This window comes from Roseibium sp. (assembly GCF_051016195.1).
In the GTDB taxonomy this organism is placed as follows: domain Bacteria; phylum Pseudomonadota; class Alphaproteobacteria; order Rhizobiales; family Stappiaceae; genus Roseibium.
Map to the genome: position 1 here is coordinate 1,871,277 of NZ_CP134616.1, position 19,138 is coordinate 1,890,414.

A 19,138-nucleotide genomic window follows, 5' to 3' on the forward strand; every position below is an offset into this window, starting at 1 on the left:
CTTTTGTGTGATAGTCACACGTGCCGCGATGCACGCGGTGGTGCGAATTCGGATGCCCCGTACCGGAAGCGCTCGCTGCGGGATGGATTACGGCCGGTCAGTTTGCTAGCCTGCTGCCTGCCACGGACACGCGAACACGTCGGTCCGGTGGTTGAGGCAAAAAGGGCCGATCCGTTTCGGCCTGACAAAAACAAAATGCCGGGGGGCACGCAAGGTGGAGGCAATCGCTCTAACCTATCCGATGATGGTGGTTCTGGGCCTGCTCGTTTTCACGGTCGTTCTATTCGTCTCGGAGATCGTTCGAATCGATTTTGCAGCCATTCTCGTCATGGTGCTGCTCGGCCTGCTCAGCCAGATGCCCGGTCTGCATTCCCTGGCGGATGTCAGCAAGCTGTTCAATGGGCTTGCATCCAATGCCGTCGTCTCGATCATTGCGGTCATGATCATCGGTGCCGGGCTCGACAAGACCGGTCTGATGAGCAAGGTCGCGGCGCTGATTCTGAAACACGGCGGCAGTTCCGAAGCCCGGGTCGTGCCCATTGTTTCGGGCACGGTCGGGGTCATTTCCTCGTTCATGCAGAATGTCGGTGCCGCGGCGCTGTTCCTGCCCGTCGTTAGCCGTATCTCGGTGCGCACGGAACTGCCGCTCAGCCGTTTGCTGATGCCGATGGGCTTCTGCGCGATCCTGGGCGGAACGCTGACAATGGTCGGATCTTCGCCGCTGATCCTGCTGAACGATCTGATCCTGACGGCCAACCGGTCGCTTCCGGAGGCGGCGCAGATGGGCACCTTCAGCCTGTTTTCGGTGACCCCGGTCGGCGTCGCCCTCGTCGCTTCGGGCATCTTGTACTTCATGATCTTCGGCAGGTGGATCCTGCCGGGAGAGCAGGAAGCAGGCGATGCCACCAGCGCGCAGCCGATGAAGGAGTATCTCAAGAAGATCTACGGTCTGAAGACCGACATCTTCGAGATCACGATCCCTGCGGGCCATCCCGTTGAGGGACAAACCTTCGATGACGTCATCGAGCGTTACCATGTTTACATCATCGGTAGCGCCTACCACGGCAAGACCTGGTTTGCGCCGGTCATCACGACCAAGATCACGACGCCTTGCAGACTGGCCGTGCTCGGCCGCGCGAAGGAAGTCCGGCACATGGTCGAGGATGCGAATTTCATCCTCCACGACAAGCTGGATGTTTTTGCCGAGGACTATGCCCCGACCAGGTCCGGGGTGGCTGAAATCGTCGTGACACCGGGTTCGTCGATCATTGGCAAGTGCGCCCATGACGTTGTCTTCCGGAAAACCTACGGCGCGAGCATGCTTGCGATCCACCGGGGCGAGGAAACGCTGAGCCTCGTGTCGACGGAAGACCATGAACCCACCCAGATCGCCGAGGTTCCCTTTCGCGCGGGAGACACAATTGTGATTCTCACGACCTGGGAAGCGTTGACGAGACTGACACAAAACCGGGACTTCGTGGTCGTCACGACCGACTTTCCGCACGAGGAGCTGCGCCCTAAAAAGGTCGTCTGGGCACTGCTCTTCTTCCTTGTTTCCCTGTCGCTGATCCTGTTCACGGATCTGCGTCTTTCCTTGTGCCTCCTGACCGGGGCAGCCGGCATGATCCTGACCGGCGTGCTCGACATAGATGACGCCTACGAGGCCGTGAGCTGGAGCACGGTCTTTCTTTTGGCCAGTCTCATTCCGCTGGGCCAGGCGGTGCAGACATCCGGCACCGCAGAATGGATTGCGCAGCAGATCCTTTTGTTGCTGCATGGCTGGCCGGTATGGCTGCTGCAGGCTGGCCTTGCCGTTCTGGCCACGGTCTTCACGCTCATCATGTCCAATGTGGGCGCAACCGTTCTCCTGGTGCCGCTCGCGGTTTCGATTGCCGTCGCTGCCGGCGGCGATCCGGCCATCTTCGCGCTCACCGTGGCGATATCAACGTCAAATTCCTTCCTGATCCCGACCCATCAGGTCAACGCGCTTATCATGGGACCGGCAGGCTACAAGGTGACGGATTTCGTCAAGAGCGGCGGCATCATGACCATTCTATTTCTGGTCGTGTCTTTGGTGGTCATGAACCTGGTGTTCTAGGGTACGGCCTCATTAATTTGGATAGATTGGTAGGGATGAATTCGAGCGGCGGGGGGGGCTATTGGCGCCCCGTATTAGCCGGGATCACGGTGAAACCAGTTCGGATGAAAGCGCATCCCATTGCCGTCCGCCGATCGCGTTGCGCGAGGCCAGCAGCCAGTAGGTTTCGGTGTGTTCGTAAACATCGTTGCCAAGCTGGATCAGCGTCCCTGCGCGGATATCTTCGGAGCAGAGCGCGATCGACCCGAGCGCAACACCCTGTCCGGCCTTTGCCGCGGCGATGGCGCCATGCAGGGTGTCGACCCTGATCTGGGGTATCGGGGTGGAGGGAATGCCGAACCGTTCGGAAAAGTGGCCCCAATCCGGGCGCGGGCCGGTACAGGCGATCCGTGGCAATATCGACCAGTCCCGGGTCAGGAGTTCCGGTGCGCACACGGGAACGATTACCTCCTTGTAAAGGGGCAGCTTGAAATGATGCGGCCAGTCGCCGGAGCCATACCTGATCTGGATGGTGGTGTCTGTCGTCGCAGTTTGGCCGCCGAGAATGTAAGACTGAACCGATATCTGTGCACCGGTTGCCACACAGGCACGGGCCAACCGCGGGGCCAGCCACATTGAAATCACGGATTGGCTGGCCGAGATCGTCAAGCGAAGACGGCGGCTGGCAAACAGCATTTCGGCGCTCTCGCTCAAGGTGCGCAAGGCTGCCTGCACGTGGGGCAACCAGGTTTCCCCGTCCACCGTCAGTGAAATCGTGCGCGCCTGGCGGAGAAACAGCTGCGTGCCGAGATGTTTCTCCAGCTGTCCGATCCGCTGGCTGATGGCCGGTTGGGTCAGACCGGTCTCGGCCGCGGCTGCGGTGAAGCTGCCCAGGCGGGCCGCTGCCTCGAAGGCGCGCACCCATTCAAGGGGCGGGAGTTTGTAAAAAGACTCATCCATAAGACAAACCGCTACTAAGTTTGGTTTTTTATGATTTGAATTTATATAGCTTTTTGCCTCAGATAGCAGCTGTCTTTTCGTGCTGTCGGCCAGGAAGGAAACGCCATGCATACGACGCTCAGCCAGGACGGCGCTGTCCTGACGCTTCATTCCGATGGGGGTTCCACACGCTTTCATGCCATCTGGCTTCGTGACAATGCACAGGATGCCGGGACACGCGCCGCCGGCAACGGCCAGCGCCTGATTGCCTTGCGTGACATTCCTTCCGATACACGGATCGTTGCTGCCGTCGTAGAAGGTGACATCCTGAACGTGACCTTTGCGCCGGAAGACAAGACCCTGGCCTTCAGTCTGGCCTGGCTTGAAGCCCATGCATATGACATCTCGGGCGCGCCGGTGCGGGGGTGGCTTCCGGAGGAGGTCACGTCCTGGAATTCAACCTTGCAGGACAATATCCCGACGGGACACTATCCGACGCTTGTGCGGCGCGGTGCCGAGTTTCAGGACTGGATCGAACAGGTTGCGCGGTATGGCTTCGGCAAGGTTGAAGGCGGGCCGGTCGAAGAGGGGGCATTGTTCAAGGTCGTCGACCTGTTCGGCTACGTGCGTGAAACCAACTACGGCAAGCTGTTCGAGGTTCGCACGGAGGTCAATCCCACCAATCTGGCCTATACGGGCCTGGGTCTTCAGGCCCATACCGACAATCCCTACCGTGACCCGGTCCCAACGATCCAGGTGCTTTACTGCCTCGAAAGCTCGGCGGCAGGCGGTGAGAACATGGTGGTGGACGGTTTTGCTTGTGCCCGCCGGCTGCAGGACGAAAATCCGGACTACTTCGACGTGCTTGCCGGCCACTGCGCCTGGTTCGAATATGCGGGCGAGGACGGTGTTTGCCTGACATCACGGCGCCCCCTCATCGAGCTGGCTCCCGACGGCGAACTGATCGGTGTGCGCTTCAACAACCGCTCGCTCGCGGCCGTGACCGATGTGCCGTTTGAGCGGATGGATCTCTGGTACGCGGCCTATCGCCGGCTTGGGGAAATCATCGACGACCCGGCGATCGAAGTGGTGTTCCGGCTCGATCCCGGAGAGGCCTTCGTGGTGGACAACACCCGTGTCCTGCATGCCCGGAAAGCCTATTCGGGTGCCGGAAAACGTTGGCTGCAAGGCTGTTACGCGGACAAGGACGGGCTTCGCTCAACCCGCGATGCGTTGCGGCGCAGATCGCTGGAGGCCGCAGAATGAAACCATCATCGCAAGAACTCACCGCCGATACGATCGTCGATTTTCTCGCCTCGATATTCGATCGGCGGAGATCGGAAGAATATCTGGGCGAGCCGGTAACCATGGGCGAACACATGCTGCAGGGCGCGACCATCGCCGAACGGAACGGGCAGCCCGACGAGATCATCGTCGGCGCGCTGCTGCACGATATCGGCCATTTCACCTCCGAATTCGGCACCTTCACGATGGACGATACCGAAGACCGGCGTCACGAGGATGCCGGAGCGGAGATCCTTGAACGTTTCTTTCCGAGCGTCGTCACCGATTGCTGCCGTTACCACGTTGCCGCAAAGCGCTATCTATGCGCGACGAAACCCTCCTATTTCGAACGTCTGTCGGAGGCATCTATCCACTCTTTGAACCTTCAGGGCGGGGCCATGAGCGCGCAGGAGATCGCCGAATTTGAGAAGAACCCAAATCTCGAGGAGATCATCGCCGTGCGATACCTTGATGAAGCGGGCAAGGTGGCCGGCATGGCAACTCCGGATTTCCGGCACTTCGCACCCAGGGTCCAGCGCCTGGTGGATCGGCATTTGGGACGCAATTCCGATTGAGCCGCTTTCAGCAGAAATCGCGGATTGTGTGTGATGAACAAGGTTTGCCTGATCCTGATCGATGGACTGCGTGACGATACCGCACGTGCGGCCTGCAGTTACCTGATGTCCGCTGTCGCCGAGGGAGGTGCGCGGATCTGGACGATGCGCGCTTGCCTGCCGACGATTTCCGCTCCCCTCTACGAAACGCTCCACACGGGCCGCGCACCCACCGATCACGGACTGCTGGACAATGAGGGCCTGCGCCCCTCGTCCGACCCGAACGTATTTTCGGAGGTGAAAGCGGCAGGCGGCCTGTGCGGTGTTGTCGGCCATTGCTATTTTCAGACGCTTTTTGGCGAAACCCCATTCGAGGCGTTTTCTCATGTCGAAATCAATGACCCGAACGCCGCGATTGCCCATGGGCGTTACTACAGCATGGATGGATACGACGCCGACAACAGCGTCCAGCCGGCCGAGATCGACCTGTGCGCACAGGCGTGGTCGGTCGCCGACCGATATGCGCCTGCGTACCTGCTTCTGCATTCGTCCAGCTGTGACACGCTCGGGCACGTCCACACCGGTCTGGGCCGTGGCTATGTCCGGCAGGCGGAAAAGGTGGATGCAGCCCTGGCACAGCTCATTCCGCGGCTGATCGCGCGCGGGTATCTCGTACTGGTGACCGCGGATCACGGCATGGATGAGAAGGGCAACCATGGGGGCGACGCCGAATGTGTACGTCATGTGCCGTTCCTGTCCTTCACCGACAAGCTTAACGCCGGGCCAGACGAAATTCTGAACCAGCGCAGTGTCGCTCCGACAATCCTCGCGCTTCTGGGTGTTCCCCGTCCCCGGACGATGGAATTTCCATCGTTGTCCTGAGTGCCTTTTCAGTGACGACGGATCGCGCGCCGTCTGGTGACGGCGACGCTTTCCGGAGATCAGGCCTCATGTCCCACCCCTTCGCGGGGTCGAAGTTTTACATTGCAACTGCACGTAAGTAGACTGACTTCGCGTAAAGTTTCGCGCGCGAACGCAAGTGATCCTTGTTTCGCCAACCTCATTTCGTTTGGAACATTGCCGTGACCGACTTTCTCGTAAAGCCAGAGACATTTCAGGCAGCGCTCGACCAGGCGTCTGCCGGTGACAAAGTGCAACTGACGCCGGGAACCTATGACGGTGTCTACACGATCAGCCGCCGGCGGGGCACAGAAGACCGGCCGATTGTGATAGAGCCCGCGCTCGGTGTCGATCCCGGGGCGTGCAAGATCAGTCAGGGTGTCAGCGCGGACACATTTCGTCCCATCTCCAACCGGTTGGCGAAATACGCACTTGAAATCGGCTACGACTTTCCGGGCCTCTATCCCTGGATTGATGACGCCAGCCTCAGGATCTACCGGTGTCAGCACGTGATCGTTCGGAACCTGGTATTCTCGAAGGCATGGCCGACCCACATTTTCATCGAATCCGCAGCGGATATCAGCATTCAGAACTGCGCCTTTGAAGATGCGACTTTCTGCATCGGTGCGCTGGGCGCCGTCACGCGCGATATTCTCATCGAGCATTGCACGTGGACACAGGATACCGTTCCCGACCGTCTCTGGCATCGGATCCCCTGGTTCCGTGTCCATGGGGAAACGGTTGATGAGGAAAAGGACTACCGCCTCTTCGACGGTGATTTTTTCCGGTCAAATGAAATCGCGGGCGGTGTCACGATCCGGCATTGCTCGATCAGGTCCGCGTTCAATGCGATCCACGGATACAACACGTCGGCCGAGGCCAGGCTCAATCGCGATTTTCACATACACCACAACAGGTTCGAGCAGATCCGGGACAATGTGTTCGAACCGGAAGACGGGGCGTCGAACTGGTGGTTTCACCACAACGACATGATCGACGTCCACAAGTGGTTTTCGATCGAATGCGTCACACGTGGACCGATCTACATTTTTTCAAACACGGGCTCTTTCCGCACGCAGCAGGGGTCGGATCCCTTCGCGGGCGACGAGGACGAAAACAACGGCGGTGCCGTGTTCAAGCCGATCAAGAAGGTCGAGCGCGCGAAGGGCCCTTTCAACGGCCTTTACGTGTTTCACAACAGCTTCATCACACGGTCCAGCTACATCAAGAAAGGGCTTCTGCCCGGTCTCAGCCACAAGAACAACGCCATTGCCTATGCTGCAGCAAAAACTGACACGCCCAGAACGAATGGCTTTTTCGGCAAGGTTCATCAGCCGGAATACGACAAGCGTTTCACGTCCAGCTGGTCCCGGTGGAACATCGATTTCGACGGTGATGTGGTTGGATTCCCTTCCTTTGCGGACGAGGTTCTTGCCGCCAGGTACCCGCTTGGGGACCACACCATTGACGAGGGCCCTGATTTTAGTGGCGCGGGACATGCACTTGAGGAATTCGAACTCGGCCCCAACAGCCTGGGAAGAGGCTCGTCCATTTCTTTCAGAGTTTTGCTTCCCTCAGGCCATTGGGCTTCGCCCGGCGGCCTGAATGTGGGTGCGCTGCAGGGCGAACCGGGGTCTCCTTCAAGCAATCGGTTTGAAGGCCCGGCTTTCCAGCCAACGCTCGGGGAAAGGCACTACGACACGTTTGTGGGCGTTTGATTTCCGGAGCACGCGCGGCACCAGATCTATTGGCTACCCGCACTCGGCCTTAGATGCCGGGTAGAGCAGGAAGACACGGTCGTCGCTTTGCATGAGATCCGGCGAGAAATCGTCACCCTCGACAATCAGATAGTCGGCGATCGACATGCGCAGGTTTTGGCCGCGGCCGGTGAACTGGATCCGGCCGCCGTCACCTTCCGTTCCGCAAAATCCGTCGGCCCGGCAATAGGCGACGCTCTGGTAGAACCGTCCGTCCCTGAGCGTGAACGCAAACTTCAGCGCAACAGCGTCGTCGTCCGGACGCATGGTTGGATCAGCGGTGAACCAGATATGCGCTACCTTCTGTCCGGGGTGCCTTGCGAGATGATCGGCCGAATAGATGCGGGAATAACAGCTGCCATCGGCGAACCGTTCGGCAATGTCCTGTGCCATCGCCTCTCCCGTGTCCATGAAAGAAACAGCCGCAGGCAGTGCAATCGTCAGTGCCACCAAATGTGCTGCAATCGACGTTCTTTCCATATCGCTCCCCCTTTCGACCGTCACTCCTGCACGACCCATCATTCTCCATGTTGTCTCGCGGGTGCAAGACCTGGTCTGGTCACGAACGAGGTCAGGTCCGCGCCAATGGGGCGGCGGCTGTACAGTTTCGCGGCCTATCTCATGACCATTCGCAATCTGAAGATTTTCAGGACCTGGATGGTCGAGATTCTGTCCGGGGAGAGAGACGTCATCCGTTTCTTGCAAGACAAGGTAATCTCGCGACTTCGACCGGAAATTTCATTGGCGGTTGTGGGTCTTACCCACGTCCCGCTCAGGCGATCAAGAGGCTGAAAAGAAAGATGTTTTCAGAAAATCTCCGGGAGCTTTCACGCCAGTTCAGAAGGCGTAACAAAGGTTCTTGTAAAATTTGAAGTAAAACGAAACTGCGGCCTGAACGAAGTATCAGGGAGACTGCGATACCTTATGCATACATTACATGGAGGGACGGCGGACTTTGCGGTCTTCTGGTGATGTTGCCTTGCTGTAGTACCCACTTCGTGCGGCGGAGCCTTCGGGCTCCGCCGTTGTTCGTTCGGATTCGTTGTCGCATCAAAGCACGATTTTCAGGAACCGGCCGCTTTTCTCGTCCGACAATTCGGCCATGTCGAGCGCGGCCTGCAGGCGTGCGCCGTGAGCAAAATCGGGCTCCGGAGTGTCCCTGCCAAGAATGGCATCGATGAATCGTTGGTAGACCGTTGGAACCGGCTCGGCGGTGATTTCCTGCCAACGGCCCTCCGTCAGATCCGCGCCCCGGCAGATCCGCAAATTCTCCTCGCGCCGTTCAAAGAGAACCTCCAACCCTCCCTTGTCACCATAAAGGCGCAGGCGCAGGTCGTTGAGGTGGCCCGAGGCAAAGCGGGTCGCGGTGATCGTTCCGAGGGCCCCGTTTTCAAGTTCCGCCTGCATGGTGAAACTGTCATTTGCATCGAGCGGGTAGTCGCCGATGCGGTTTCCCTCCGCCTTGTCGAAGGTCTTCAAGCGGCAGGACAGTTCCGAAACCGGGCTTTGGGCGGCAAAGGTTGCAAAATCCAGGATGTGAATGCCGACGTCACCGAGCACGCCTTTCGAGCCGTGTTCGCTTGACAAGCGCCACAGCCACTGGCTTTCGGTGCGCCAGTCGCCCCAGGCCGGCTGTGTCAGCCAGCTCTGAAAGTAGGACGCTTCGAAATGCCTGAGCGCGCCGATTTCGCCTTCCGCGACCAGTTGAGCCGCCTTCTGCAGGACGGCAACATCCCGGTAGCTCAGGTTGACCATGCCGACAACGCCCTTTTCCTGCGCCAGCGCGGTCATTTCAGAAGCGTCGGCAAGGTTGGTCGCGAGTGGCTTCTCGCACAGAACATGTTTGCCGGCGTGGAGTAGCTGCAAGGTCGTCGGATGGTGGGCGCCGTCCGGGGTTACGTTCGAAACGGCATCGAATTCGCCCCAGGCAATCGCCTCACCCAGATCCTCGAACCGGTGAGGAATTGCGTATTTGTCACAGAATTCGGCGAGCATATCCGGCCGGCGGTCGACGCCCGCGACGATCTCCACGGCCGGGTTTTTCTGAAAGGCGGAGGCGTGATTTCCCGCCATGTTGCCGGTTCCAAGGATGAGAAGGCGGATCGGGCGATCAAGTGAGGACATTGGAAACTCCGTCCTGCTGTAAAACGGGGGGCCGGCGCCTGAGACGCCGGATCATCGACGTGTCCGCTCAGCGGAAACCTTCTTCGCCATCCGCGTGAAGTTTCGGTCCGCGTTCCTCGATCTTCTCGGGAGCGGCATCGACCGGAACGTTCGGTGCGGCATTGGGATCAGCTACACGAGCCATCGGGTTGAAAGCCCATTTGACGCCGTTCTTCAGAACGGTCTGCACGGTCGTGTCATGATAGGTCGGATAGGTTTCGTGTCCGGGCCGGAAATAGAAAATGTTGCCGGCACCGCGCTTGTAGGTCAGGCCGGAGCGGAAAACCTCGCCGCCCTGAAACCAGCTGATGAAGACGGTTTCCAGCGGCTCCGGCACGCCGAACGGTTCGCCGTACATCTCTTCCATTTCCAGTTCGAAACTGTCCGGCAGGCCCCTGGTGATCGGGTGATTGCGGCTGGTGACCCAGAGTCGTTCCCGCTCACCCGCCTCGCGCCATGTCAGATTGCAAGGGCTGCCCATCAGTCGTTTGAACGGCTTGGCGAAATGGGCCGAGTGCAGGAACATCATGCCCATGCCCGACCAGACCGCGTCGCAGACCCGGTCGACGACCGCGTCGGCGACGTCGCCATGGGCCGCATGCCCCCACCAGACCAGCACGTCTGTTTCGGCGAGCCGCTTTTCTGTCAGCCCGTGTTCAGGGTCCTGCAATGTGGCTGTTGCCGCGCTGATCTCCGGGTCGGTATTCAGCGCATCGGCGATGCATTGGTGCATGCCGTTCGGATAGGTACGGGCGACGATTGCATTGTGCTGCTCATGGACGTTCTCGCCCCAGACCAGGGTTCTGATCGGCATGACCGTTTCTCCAGGTTCAGTCGATATTTCAGGAAGGGCGCTTGCATTTTCAAAGCGCTTTGAATAGCGCTAACACGCCATTTTTTGAGTGTCAATCAGCCAACGGTCAAGCAGGAGCATTCAGGTGTTGGGCGGTGTGACGGCGCGCCGCATCGTCTTTCCGACAAAATAGAGATAAACATACCGTACTATATGGTATGTTGAGGAAATTGAGATGAATGTTCTTCTGTTGATTGCAGGTGTGCTCTCTGCACTGACGTTTCTGATCCATACGTTTCTCGGCGGTCGAGAAGTCGCGGTACCTTTGCTGCGCGCACCTGATCTCGAACCCATGCCGAAATATGTGAGCTATTACTGCTGGCACATCGCGACGATCGTTCTTGCCGCTATGGCGGTGATGTACGCGCTCGCAGCGGTTTTTCCGCAAAGCTGGGAACTCGGCTGGATGGCGACGGGTCTTGCGCTGGCGTTCTGTTTCCTAGGATTGGCGCTTCCCCCATTGAAGAAACAATCCTACAAGGCAATGCCGCAAGGTTGGCTGTTCCTGCCAATCGCGCTGCTGGGCATTGCCGGTGGAGTCTGATGGGGCCAAAGAAGCGTTTTGCGAAGAAAGACTGGTTGAACCTGGCTCTGGAGCGCCTCGCCCGGGACGGGGGTGCCGCGCTGACGGTCGATGCCATGTGTGAAGCCGCTGGCCGGACACGCGGCTCCTTCTATCACCACTTTGAGGACCACGCCGCCTTTCTGGAGGCTCTGTTCTTTGAGTGGAAGCAGCGCAACACGCTGGATGTGGCGGATGCGATCCTGCGGCAGCCGCAGGACAAGCGCGCACAGACCCTCTCCGATATCGCCAATCTGCTCGATCAGGATCTGGAGAGAGCCGTGCGCCAGTTCGCTCAATCCAACGATATCGCGCGGTTAATCGTTCAGGAGGTCGACGAGATCAGAACCGAATTTGTCGTTGGCCTCTACCGGGAGCTCGGCCTGGAGCCGGAGCTCGCAAGGGAAATCGCCCAGCTCGAATACGCCGCCTATGTCGGCAGTCAGATTGTCTGGCCGGACATGACCGCTGACGACCGGATCCGCCTCGACAAGCGTTTTGCGTCCATGGTGTCAAAGGCATTCGGCCCGGTCCGGGGCTGACATCTTCCGTCGCCTGCTCACGCAAACGTGAACACTAACTCTTCTTCAACCGCTTCCTGCTATCCAGTGCATTCTCCGGACCTTCAGGAAACGGAAAAGTCATGCATGCACTTCGACAACCGATCACAGCCGTCGTTATCGTCTTCTGGTTCTTCTTCTGGCTTTTGAACGGCCTCGACAAGTTTTTCGCGCGCCAGGACATCGGTTTGCTGCACTGGTGGGGCAATCACCGGGTCGAGAAGTTCACGATGTATTTCGACAGGCTCGCGCTGGACCCTGCTTTCGTCCAGGCAACGCTGATCTTCGCCGGGATCGTCGAGTTCGCGGCAGCCGGGTTTTTCGTCTGGGCCGGGGTGCGGTTGCTGCAGGGCAGGCCGGGCGTCGCCTATCGCACCGACCTTGCGATCACCGTCTCAATCGCGGTCTTCCTGGGGTTCACGATTTTCGACGTCATCGTCGGTGATCGCGCGGAGCTGCTGGAGCATTCCACCTATATAGGCGTGCTCTTGGTGTCGTTCCTTGCGGTCGCGGCGGAGAGCTTCTTCCACCACCTGCGGGATCTCGACAGCCAGAGCACGCTGAACAGGCAGTTTCCGCCAAAGCCTCAGTAGCCCAGGGTCAGGGCGCCCTTGCGGCGCGGATCCGAGAAGCCGGCGAGCGTGCCGTCGACGCTCATGATCGACTGGGTCGACCCCATCGCATTCTTGACGGCGACCTTGTGACCTCTTTGCTCAAGCAGCTTCACCGTGTCCGGCGAGATGCCCTCCTCGATGCGGATCTCGTCGGGAAGCCATTGGTTGTGGATCCGCGGAGCGACCGTGGCTTCGGCAATGTTCATCTGGTGATCGACAATATTGAGGATGATCTGCAGCGTTGTTGTGATGATGCGGCTGCCGCCCGGTGAGCCGGTTGCCAGATGAAACGCGCCATCCTTGAACACCAGCGTTGGGCTCATCGAAGACAAGGGGCGTTTTCCGGCCTCGACCGCATTGGCCGTGCCGCCGATGAGCCCGTAGGCATTTGGGACACCGGGCTTTGCGGAAAAGTCGTCCAACTCGTTGTTCAGGAGAACGCCGGTGCCGTCTGCGGTGAGGCCGGAGCCGTAGGAGAAGTTCAGCGTGTAGGTGTTTGAAACCGCGTTGCCGTCCTTGTCGACGACCGAGTAGTGCGTGGTTTCGTTGCTTTCATAGGGGAGTGGGTCGGCCGGCTTGACGTCTTCAGACGGCCGCGCCGCGTCCATCTTGATGGTCTTTGTCAGTTCCGTTGCGTAGTCGGCCGATGTCAGTCCTGTGATCGGGACGGTGACATAATCCGGATCGCCCAGATATTTGGACCTGTCCGCATAGGCAAGGCGCATGGCTTCCGACATGGCGTGGATCGAATCCGCAGAGTTCGGGCCGAATTCGTTCATGGGGAAGTTTTCCAGAATGTTGAGGATCTGGACGATGTGAACACCGCCGGAGGATGGCGGCGGCATGGACGCAATCTCGTAGCCACGATAGGTGCCGATGACCGGATCACGCCAGACAGGTTCGTAGCCGGCAAGGTCTTCAACGGTCATGCTGCCGCCTGCTGCCTGGACCTTGTTCGCGATTTTTTCGGCAACGTCTCCCTTGTAGAATCCATCCGCACCCTTTTCGGATATCAGCTGCAACGTTCCGGCGAGGTCCGCCTGGACGAGCGTTTCACCGGGCTGGTAGGGAACGCCGCCCGCCTTGAAGAAAATCGCGGCGGTGGCCGCGTCTCCGGTCAGGCGCTCTGCTCTTGCAGACAGGGCGTCTGAAAGGCTGGAGGTTACGGTGATGCCGGATCCGGCCAGTTCGATTGCCGGCGCGACGAGGTCCTGCCAGGTTACATTGCCGCTGCCATGCTTTTCGAAGGCCTCGGCGAAGCCGGCAACGGTGCCCGGTACGCCGATGGCCAGCCCGGAAAAGCGGGATTTCTGCTTGTCCGGTTCGCCGTCCGCTCCGAGAAACATGTCCCTGAAGGCCCCGGCAGGCGCCTTTTCCCGGTAGTCAAGCGCGTGGGTTTCGCCGCTTTCGGCCATGTGGATCATCATGAACCCGCCACCGCCGAGATTGCCCGCGCGGGGCAATGTTACCGCCAGGGCAAAACCGGTCGCGATTGCTGCGTCAACCGCGTTGCCGCCTTTCTTGAGGATCTCCACACCAACGGCGGTGGCGACGGCCTCCTGGCTGGCGACCATGCCGTTTTGCGAGGTCACCGGATGGAACAGGTCCGTCTGGGAGTAGATCGGAGCGGTCTGTGCCGAAGCGAGAACCGGGGTCAGCGCCAGCAATGTCGCGGTGGCGCATATCGTGATTTTCAAGCGTCGAGCCATGTCATTCTCCCGTGCCATATCGTTGAGACTGTGCAGAAATTTCTGGTGTGCCGCAATACAAGATCACGTGTAGGTTGAGATCATTCGACCTTTTCTTGATCCACCGCAAGGCGGGTACGCGACAGTTGGGTCACTCTCACGTGTGTGAGTTGGTGCACGATTACAAGGAGGCTTTCATGTTCGGAAATGCGAACATTGAAAAATCGGCATATCTGATGGTTCGAAGATCGGTTCTTGCGGGTCTGGCGGCCTTGGCGCTTGTCCTTCCATTGAACGCCGGGCCGGTTCTGGCGGCCGATCCGGCCACCGGCAAGACATTGGCGCTGCAGTGGTGTTCGTCCTGTCATCTGGTCTCCAACGATCAGCCGACAGCCGCAAGTGTCTCGCTACCCAGCTTCTATGACATCGCCAAGGACCCGGACTGGACACAGGCATCGCTTGCCACCTTCCTGAAAGACCCGCATCCGAAGATGCCGAACATGACCCTCGACAATGTCGAGATCTCGAACCTGGCCAGCTATATCAATTCGCTTTCCACGGATTGACGGTGACCGATCGGGAGCTGCATCCGGTGCTGGCTGCTTCGTCAAATGTCGAACTGCGCACGCATGGCCGCGTGGTAGGAACCGGCGTAGGTCTCATCATCGGCTTCGAAGACCTCGTCGGGTAGTCCGGCGTTGAAGACACGCACATCAACGACACGATCCGTCATCGTGGCGCTCGCAAGGATATGGTCGAGTGCCTGGCCTTTGCCGCGATGAATGACCGTCTGGCGCTCCGGCAGCGGAAGCGAGGCGTCCAGCTGAAACAGCCTGCGATGGTCCCAGTCCGGAGATGCCGTATCATCCGGATCCGCGCGCAGCAGACGCAGCGTGCCGGTTTCGCCGGTCGCGTTGAAATCACCGGTGAGGACGATTTGTGCCTTTTCATCCCTGTCGAACAGGGCTTCGACTGCAAGGCGCAGTTCCAGTGCCTGTGCGGTCTGTTTCAGGACCGAAAGCAGATAACCTTCCGCCCAGGCCGATGTATTTTTCCAGCTGCGATCTTCTGTCTTGCCGCCGCGGATCATCGCGGCAATCGGTGCGCGCAAATGGACGACGAACAGATGGAGCGGCTTCAAGCCGCCGGCGTCGATTTCCGATCTCAGGACCGGACGCTCGTACGAGATGTGCTGAGGTGCATCGTAACCGGGCATCGCCGTCGAGGGCTGCCAGAGCGGAGCATGCGCGCGCTGCTGGAACAGGCTCTCATGCGCGGTGATCGGATGGCGAGAAAGAATGACGAGATTGTGCTTGTCGCCGGGCCCCTTTCCAGGGGCCCGTTCGCTGGCTGCGCGGTGATAGGTTTCGTAAGCCGTCCCCGCAAGCAACAGGTCCAGTGCGAGAAACTGGCGCTGTGATGCCCCCTTCACCTTTTGCGCGTTGACTTCCTGCAGGCACAGGATGTCCGCGTCGAGTTCTTCGATCCTTGGACGCAGAGCGCCGATCCTCGGCCTCAGAGCGGCAGGGTCGAACCGGTCGCCGCCATAGGATTCAATGTTGAATGTGGCCAGTTTCATTCCGCCGGACCTTGAGACAATTCAGATGCTTAACGTTAGGGGTTTCGATCGTTAAGTGATAGGGAAGCTGACGAAATGCCTGAACCCGGAGGTCTTCATGACGACTGACATGTGCCCTTGCGGCAGCGGCAGAGGCCTTGCGTCCTGCTGCGGTCCCCTCCTTTCCGGCGTGGCAAGCGCCACGACGGCGGAAGCACTCATGCGCTCCCGGTATTCGGCCTATGTCACATTGAACATTTCCTATCTGAAGGAAACCCTGTGGCCAAAGAACCGGTTCGCATTCGATGAAATGGCAACCGCACAATGGGCCCGGGAAAGCCACTGGACGGGCCTGTCGGTTCTGGAGGTCCACAGGGGCAGCGAAACGGACAGGGAAGGGACGGTTCTCTTCGAGGCCAAGTCTCTTTCGGGCGGCAGGTTGACCACGCATCGTGAACTCAGCCGGTTCCGGAAGAAGGCGGGCCGCTGGTATTACGTGGAGGCGATCCGCGAATGAGGGAGTTGCCGATCGCGGCAACTCCGTCCTGAAGGAAGGCCTCAGTTCCGGCCGGCCATGACGCCGCCGTCGACATCCCAAATGGAACCCGTTACCCAACCGGCTTCGTCCGATAGCAGGAAATCGACCGCGGAAGCGACATCTTCGGCGGTGCCGATGCGTCCGATGGGGTGGAAGGCATCAAACCCCTCTTTCAGGGTTTCCGAAATCTGGTCCTCCGGGATGAAGGCCTTGTAGATCGGTGTCTCGACGACCGCGGGAGCGACGGCATTGACGCGAATGCCCTGATCGCCGAGTTCCATCGCAAGGTGTTGCGTGAAGGCGTGTAGGCCTGCTTTTGCCATCGAATAGGCAGAAGACGGTGTCGCCTTGACTGCCTGGTGCGCCCACATGGAGCCGAGATTGACCACAGAGCCCTTTCCGGTTTCTGACATCTTCCGGGTTGCGGCCTGCGTGATCAGGAAGGTTCCCCGGTTGAAAGCGTGATAGAGGTCAAAATCCTCGCCGGTGTGGTCCAGAAACGGTTTGGGACTGAAATAGCCTGCCGCGTTGACCAGATATCCGAGCGGTTGGTTCAGGTTGCCGATCCGGTCGATCAGTTCCTCAACATCCGCAGTCCGGGTCACGTCCGCCCGCCAGGTTTCGACCGTTACCTTGTGTTGTGCCGCGAGGCTATCACGTGCGGATGAAAGCTTGTCCGGGCTGCGTCCGATGAGGACAAGGGGAACGTCCCGGGCCGCAAGGCGGTGTGCCGTTGCCAGACCCATGCCTGAGGTTCCACCCTGAATGATCGCGATGCTGTTCGTCATTGTCTGTCTCCGGTTCGTTGTTCGAAAAGTATCTATCTACTGATAGGTAGATTCGATTTGCAAGATATCTGTGTTGCGCTTCTTCTTGTCAAGGCCTATCTATCAGTCGATAGATAAGGAGATCGACCCGTGACTGCATCGGCCGCAGATACTGAGGCAAAAATTATGGACCTCGCGGAAACGCTCATCCGGCAAAATGGCTATAACGGCTTCAGCTTCCGGGACATTGCCACGGGCGTGGGCGTGAAGAGTTCCAGTGTGCACTACTACTTTCCAACCAAGGCGGATCTGGGCGCCCGGGTCGCGAAAAGATACACGGAGCGGTTTCTGGACCTGTTGGGCGATCCGGAGCAGCCGCGCATGTCGGCCGAGGCATTGATCGCCAAATTGCACCGGGAGTTCGCGCGATCTCTGGGAAAGGACGGAAAAATGTGTCTCTGCGGTATTCTTGCAGCCGAATCGTCCGGCCTGCCCGAAGCCGTTGTGAGCGAGGCAAAGGCGTTTTTCGATCTGACCGGTGCGTGGTTGAGAAAGGGATTGGGTCAATCAGATTGGGGCGCAGGGCTGCCGGAAGCGGACCTGAACATGCAGAGCCTCGCTATCCTTGCGCAGCTTGAGGGTGCCATGCTGATTGCCAAAGTGCAGGGGCGGCCAGACATTTTTGGCGAGCTTGCACCCCCGCTGTCGTCAAACTGATCACGATGAAAGATCTTTCGTGTATTGATCGGTCTGGCATCAATTAATTTAATCGAAAAAAGTAATACAACTTAATAATTTAAATCCTTTTCTTAAAAATAGTTAATTTGAATATCTTCCGTTTAGGCAACATCTTCTTGTGCATCACAGAACAGCCTGAGTGGAGGATGTTGACATGTTGAGATACGCAAGCAGACACATGGACGAACTCAGAAAAGAGATCGAAATACTATTGGATCGTAAAGATCTGGATCCTGCCGAGAAAAGCAAAAGGCTGAACCGCCTGGACCGGTCCTACCAGTTCTGGCGGCAATTCGCCTGAGACAGCAGCCAAAGCGACCGAAGTGAAGCTCTTGCGCTTTTCTCAAAAAAAATGCGGCCCGGATGGGCCGCATCTTTATTTGGATGAAGACTTTGCTGGATCACTTCGCCCTGCGGCGGCGGGCCGCAAAGGTGAGCAGTCCCAGCCCAGCCGGCAGCAACAGACCCGCGGCCGGGATCGGAACGGCGGTGATGTTAACCGTGTCTACGAACCCGCCCAAAGTATTCTGTTTGCCGGTAGCAGCGAAGGAAAGCGTGTAATCGCCGGCCGTTTCCACATGGAACAATGCCGTGATCAGTGTCCACGCTCCGACTGCGGTCAGGGGCGATGCACCCGGACCCGTAACGCTGTCCAACAGCAGGCCACTGACCGAATATTCGATGCCGTTCGAGGATGCGTCGTTGTTGCGTGGGCTGTACCAGAACGAAAGTTCGTATTTGCCAACGCCGAGCGTCACGTCCTGAGACATCGTGGAGTTCGAGTTCGGCCGTGGATGGCTGTCGAGCTCGATATAGTGCTGACCCGAATGCGCATCGATAGAACCGAGCGTGCGGTTGGTCTGCACCTCGATGCCGGCGCCAGCTGTCGTCTTCCAGCCGCTGATCTCGCTGAACACGTCCCAGGAGGACCCGGTTGTCGCGAGGTTTGCCAGCGTGTTGTTGTTGACGAGGCCCGTCGGGTTGTAACTGGTATCCTCAAAATCACCATTGACGATCATTGCGTTCGCCGAACCGGCAGCGAGTAGCGCAGCGCCGGCAAATGACGCGATTGCGAGTGCCTTTAGCATTTTCGTTTTCCTTTGCTGACCGCGTCGAACCGAAACCGTTTTTGGATTGGATGGGACGTTCGACGCAGCTTGCCTAACACACATAATAAAATCTTTGACCTCTATAAGATTTCTCTATCGGCGGCGCAATGCGATTCTGAACCGATCACTAAAATTGTCTTTAGTTATGGTTAATTTTCAGCCTGAGACCGGACCTCAGAAGCCTCAAGAAAAAATCCGGCCCCTGCGCTTGGCGGCGATGCAGGGACCGGATCAAGTCGCGGATCGAAGGGGAGGCAACCCTCTTAATCCGCAAAAACGGAACATGAAATGGAACGTGACGGATCAGTGCCGATGCCACTTGTCTGGTCAGCGATTCATTTGTTCACTATTTGTTCCTATTTCCCGTTCCCTGTCAAGCGGGGATTGACCAGACATGTGTCGTTCTCCCCCTGGCACGTTGGAATTCCATCGTAATTCCAACGGGTGCCGGCGCACTCGGGCGCGCACCCGGACCCC

The 19,138-nt window shown here is 58.7% G+C and carries 20 protein-coding genes; 12 read left to right on the top strand and 8 right to left on the bottom strand.

Annotation, left to right across the window (positions count from 1 at the left end):
* The first annotated feature begins 214 nt into the window (after positions 1-214).
* Positions 215-2,098 (top strand): SLC13 family permease, encoded by a 1,884-nt coding sequence (locus RDA78_RS08690; protein WP_434054926.1) that lies wholly within the window; start codon positions 215-217, stop codon positions 2,096-2,098.
* Between the two features lie 84 nt (positions 2,099-2,182).
* On the opposite strand, the gene RDA78_RS08695 is transcribed toward RDA78_RS08690, so the two are convergent.
* Positions 2,183-3,037, bottom strand: coding sequence for a LysR family transcriptional regulator (locus RDA78_RS08695; RefSeq protein ID WP_434054927.1), 855 nt, complete (start codon positions 3,035-3,037; stop codon positions 2,183-2,185).
* A gap of 105 nt (positions 3,038-3,142) precedes the next feature.
* Between RDA78_RS08695 and tmpA the strand changes: the two genes are divergently transcribed.
* From tmpA to RDA78_RS08715, 4 genes are all read left to right on the top strand, one after another.
* Positions 3,143-4,282 carry a 2-trimethylaminoethylphosphonate dioxygenase gene (tmpA, locus tag RDA78_RS08700; RefSeq protein ID WP_434054928.1) on the top strand — a complete coding sequence of 380 codons (1,140 nt, stop codon included), beginning with the start codon at positions 3,143-3,145 and terminating at the stop codon, positions 4,280-4,282.
* On the top strand, positions 4,279-4,875 hold the full coding sequence (gene tmpB / locus RDA78_RS08705) for a (R)-1-hydroxy-2-trimethylaminoethylphosphonate oxygenase (RefSeq protein ID WP_434054929.1): 597 nt from the start codon (positions 4,279-4,281) through the stop codon (positions 4,873-4,875). The genes tmpA and tmpB overlap by 4 nt, the downstream gene beginning before the upstream one ends.
* Before the next feature lie 33 nt (positions 4,876-4,908).
* Positions 4,909-5,736 (top strand): alkaline phosphatase family protein, encoded by an 828-nt coding sequence (locus RDA78_RS08710; RefSeq protein WP_434054930.1) that lies wholly within the window; start codon positions 4,909-4,911, stop codon positions 5,734-5,736.
* 200 nt (positions 5,737-5,936) lie between these two features.
* Positions 5,937-7,472, top strand: coding sequence for a hypothetical protein (locus tag RDA78_RS08715; protein WP_434054931.1), 1,536 nt, complete (start codon positions 5,937-5,939; stop codon positions 7,470-7,472).
* Between the two features lie 33 nt (positions 7,473-7,505).
* Here the strand turns inward: RDA78_RS08715 and RDA78_RS08720 are convergent, their stop codons facing one another.
* The 3 genes from RDA78_RS08720 to RDA78_RS08730 all read right to left on the bottom strand — a co-directional run bounded on the left by RDA78_RS08720 (position 7,506) and on the right by RDA78_RS08730 (position 10,488).
* A complete protein-coding gene (locus tag RDA78_RS08720; RefSeq protein WP_434054932.1) occupies positions 7,506-7,991 on the bottom strand; it encodes a hypothetical protein in 486 nt (161 codons plus the stop codon).
* Between the two features lie 570 nt (positions 7,992-8,561).
* Positions 8,562-9,614, bottom strand: coding sequence for a Gfo/Idh/MocA family protein (locus RDA78_RS08725; protein WP_434056123.1), 1,053 nt, complete (start codon positions 9,612-9,614; stop codon positions 8,562-8,564).
* An 88-nt stretch (positions 9,615-9,702) separates the two neighbouring features.
* A complete protein-coding gene (locus RDA78_RS08730) occupies positions 9,703-10,488 on the bottom strand; it encodes a ThuA domain-containing protein (protein WP_434054933.1) in 786 nt (261 codons plus the stop codon).
* Between the two features lie 214 nt (positions 10,489-10,702).
* Here RDA78_RS08730 and RDA78_RS08735 point away from each other — a divergent pair, with 214 nt between their 5' ends.
* From RDA78_RS08735 to RDA78_RS08745, 3 genes are all read left to right on the top strand, one after another.
* Complete coding sequence (locus RDA78_RS08735; protein ID WP_434054934.1) at positions 10,703-11,071, top strand: hypothetical protein; 369 nt, start codon at positions 10,703-10,705, stop codon at positions 11,069-11,071.
* Positions 11,071-11,631 (top strand): TetR/AcrR family transcriptional regulator, encoded by a 561-nt coding sequence (locus tag RDA78_RS08740; RefSeq protein ID WP_434054935.1) that lies wholly within the window; start codon positions 11,071-11,073, stop codon positions 11,629-11,631. The genes RDA78_RS08735 and RDA78_RS08740 overlap by 1 nt, the downstream gene beginning before the upstream one ends.
* A 101-nt stretch (positions 11,632-11,732) precedes the next feature.
* The gene (locus RDA78_RS08745) at positions 11,733-12,242 is read left to right on the top strand and encodes a hypothetical protein (RefSeq protein ID WP_434054936.1); all 510 of its coding nucleotides are present in this window, start codon (positions 11,733-11,735) and stop codon (positions 12,240-12,242) included.
* On the opposite strand, the gene ggt is transcribed toward RDA78_RS08745, so the two are convergent.
* Positions 12,236-13,972 carry a gamma-glutamyltransferase gene (ggt, locus tag RDA78_RS08750; protein WP_434054937.1) on the bottom strand — a complete coding sequence of 579 codons (1,737 nt, stop codon included), beginning with the start codon at positions 13,970-13,972 and terminating at the stop codon, positions 12,236-12,238. The genes RDA78_RS08745 and ggt overlap by 7 nt on opposite strands.
* 176 nt (positions 13,973-14,148) lie before the next feature.
* On the opposite strand from ggt, the gene RDA78_RS08755 reads away from it, so the two are divergent.
* Entirely contained in the window at positions 14,149-14,517 is a 369-nt protein-coding gene (locus tag RDA78_RS08755; protein ID WP_434054938.1) for a c-type cytochrome, read from the top strand.
* Between the two features lie 41 nt (positions 14,518-14,558).
* Here the strand turns inward: RDA78_RS08755 and RDA78_RS08760 are convergent, their stop codons facing one another.
* Complete coding sequence (locus RDA78_RS08760; RefSeq protein ID WP_434054939.1) at positions 14,559-15,530, bottom strand: endonuclease/exonuclease/phosphatase family protein; 972 nt, start codon at positions 15,528-15,530, stop codon at positions 14,559-14,561.
* A 97-nt stretch (positions 15,531-15,627) separates the two neighbouring features.
* On the opposite strand from RDA78_RS08760, the gene RDA78_RS08765 reads away from it, so the two are divergent.
* Complete coding sequence (locus RDA78_RS08765; RefSeq protein ID WP_434054940.1) at positions 15,628-16,026, top strand: YchJ family protein; 399 nt, start codon at positions 15,628-15,630, stop codon at positions 16,024-16,026.
* 41 nt (positions 16,027-16,067) lie between these two features.
* On the opposite strand, the gene RDA78_RS08770 is transcribed toward RDA78_RS08765, so the two are convergent.
* Positions 16,068-16,835 carry an SDR family NAD(P)-dependent oxidoreductase gene (locus RDA78_RS08770; protein ID WP_434054941.1) on the bottom strand — a complete coding sequence of 256 codons (768 nt, stop codon included), beginning with the start codon at positions 16,833-16,835 and terminating at the stop codon, positions 16,068-16,070.
* 129 nt (positions 16,836-16,964) lie between these two features.
* Between RDA78_RS08770 and RDA78_RS08775 the strand changes: the two genes are divergently transcribed.
* Complete coding sequence (locus tag RDA78_RS08775; RefSeq protein WP_434054942.1) at positions 16,965-17,531, top strand: TetR/AcrR family transcriptional regulator; 567 nt, start codon at positions 16,965-16,967, stop codon at positions 17,529-17,531.
* 175 nt (positions 17,532-17,706) lie between these two features.
* A complete protein-coding gene (locus RDA78_RS08780) occupies positions 17,707-17,853 on the top strand; it encodes a hypothetical protein (RefSeq protein ID WP_434054943.1) in 147 nt (48 codons plus the stop codon).
* 100 nt (positions 17,854-17,953) lie between these two features.
* Here the strand turns inward: RDA78_RS08780 and RDA78_RS08785 are convergent, their stop codons facing one another.
* Positions 17,954-18,640: a hypothetical protein gene (locus RDA78_RS08785; RefSeq protein ID WP_434054944.1), complete on the bottom strand. Its 687-nt coding sequence runs from the start codon at positions 18,638-18,640 to the stop codon at positions 17,954-17,956.
* Between the last annotated feature and the right edge of the window lie 498 nt (positions 18,641-19,138).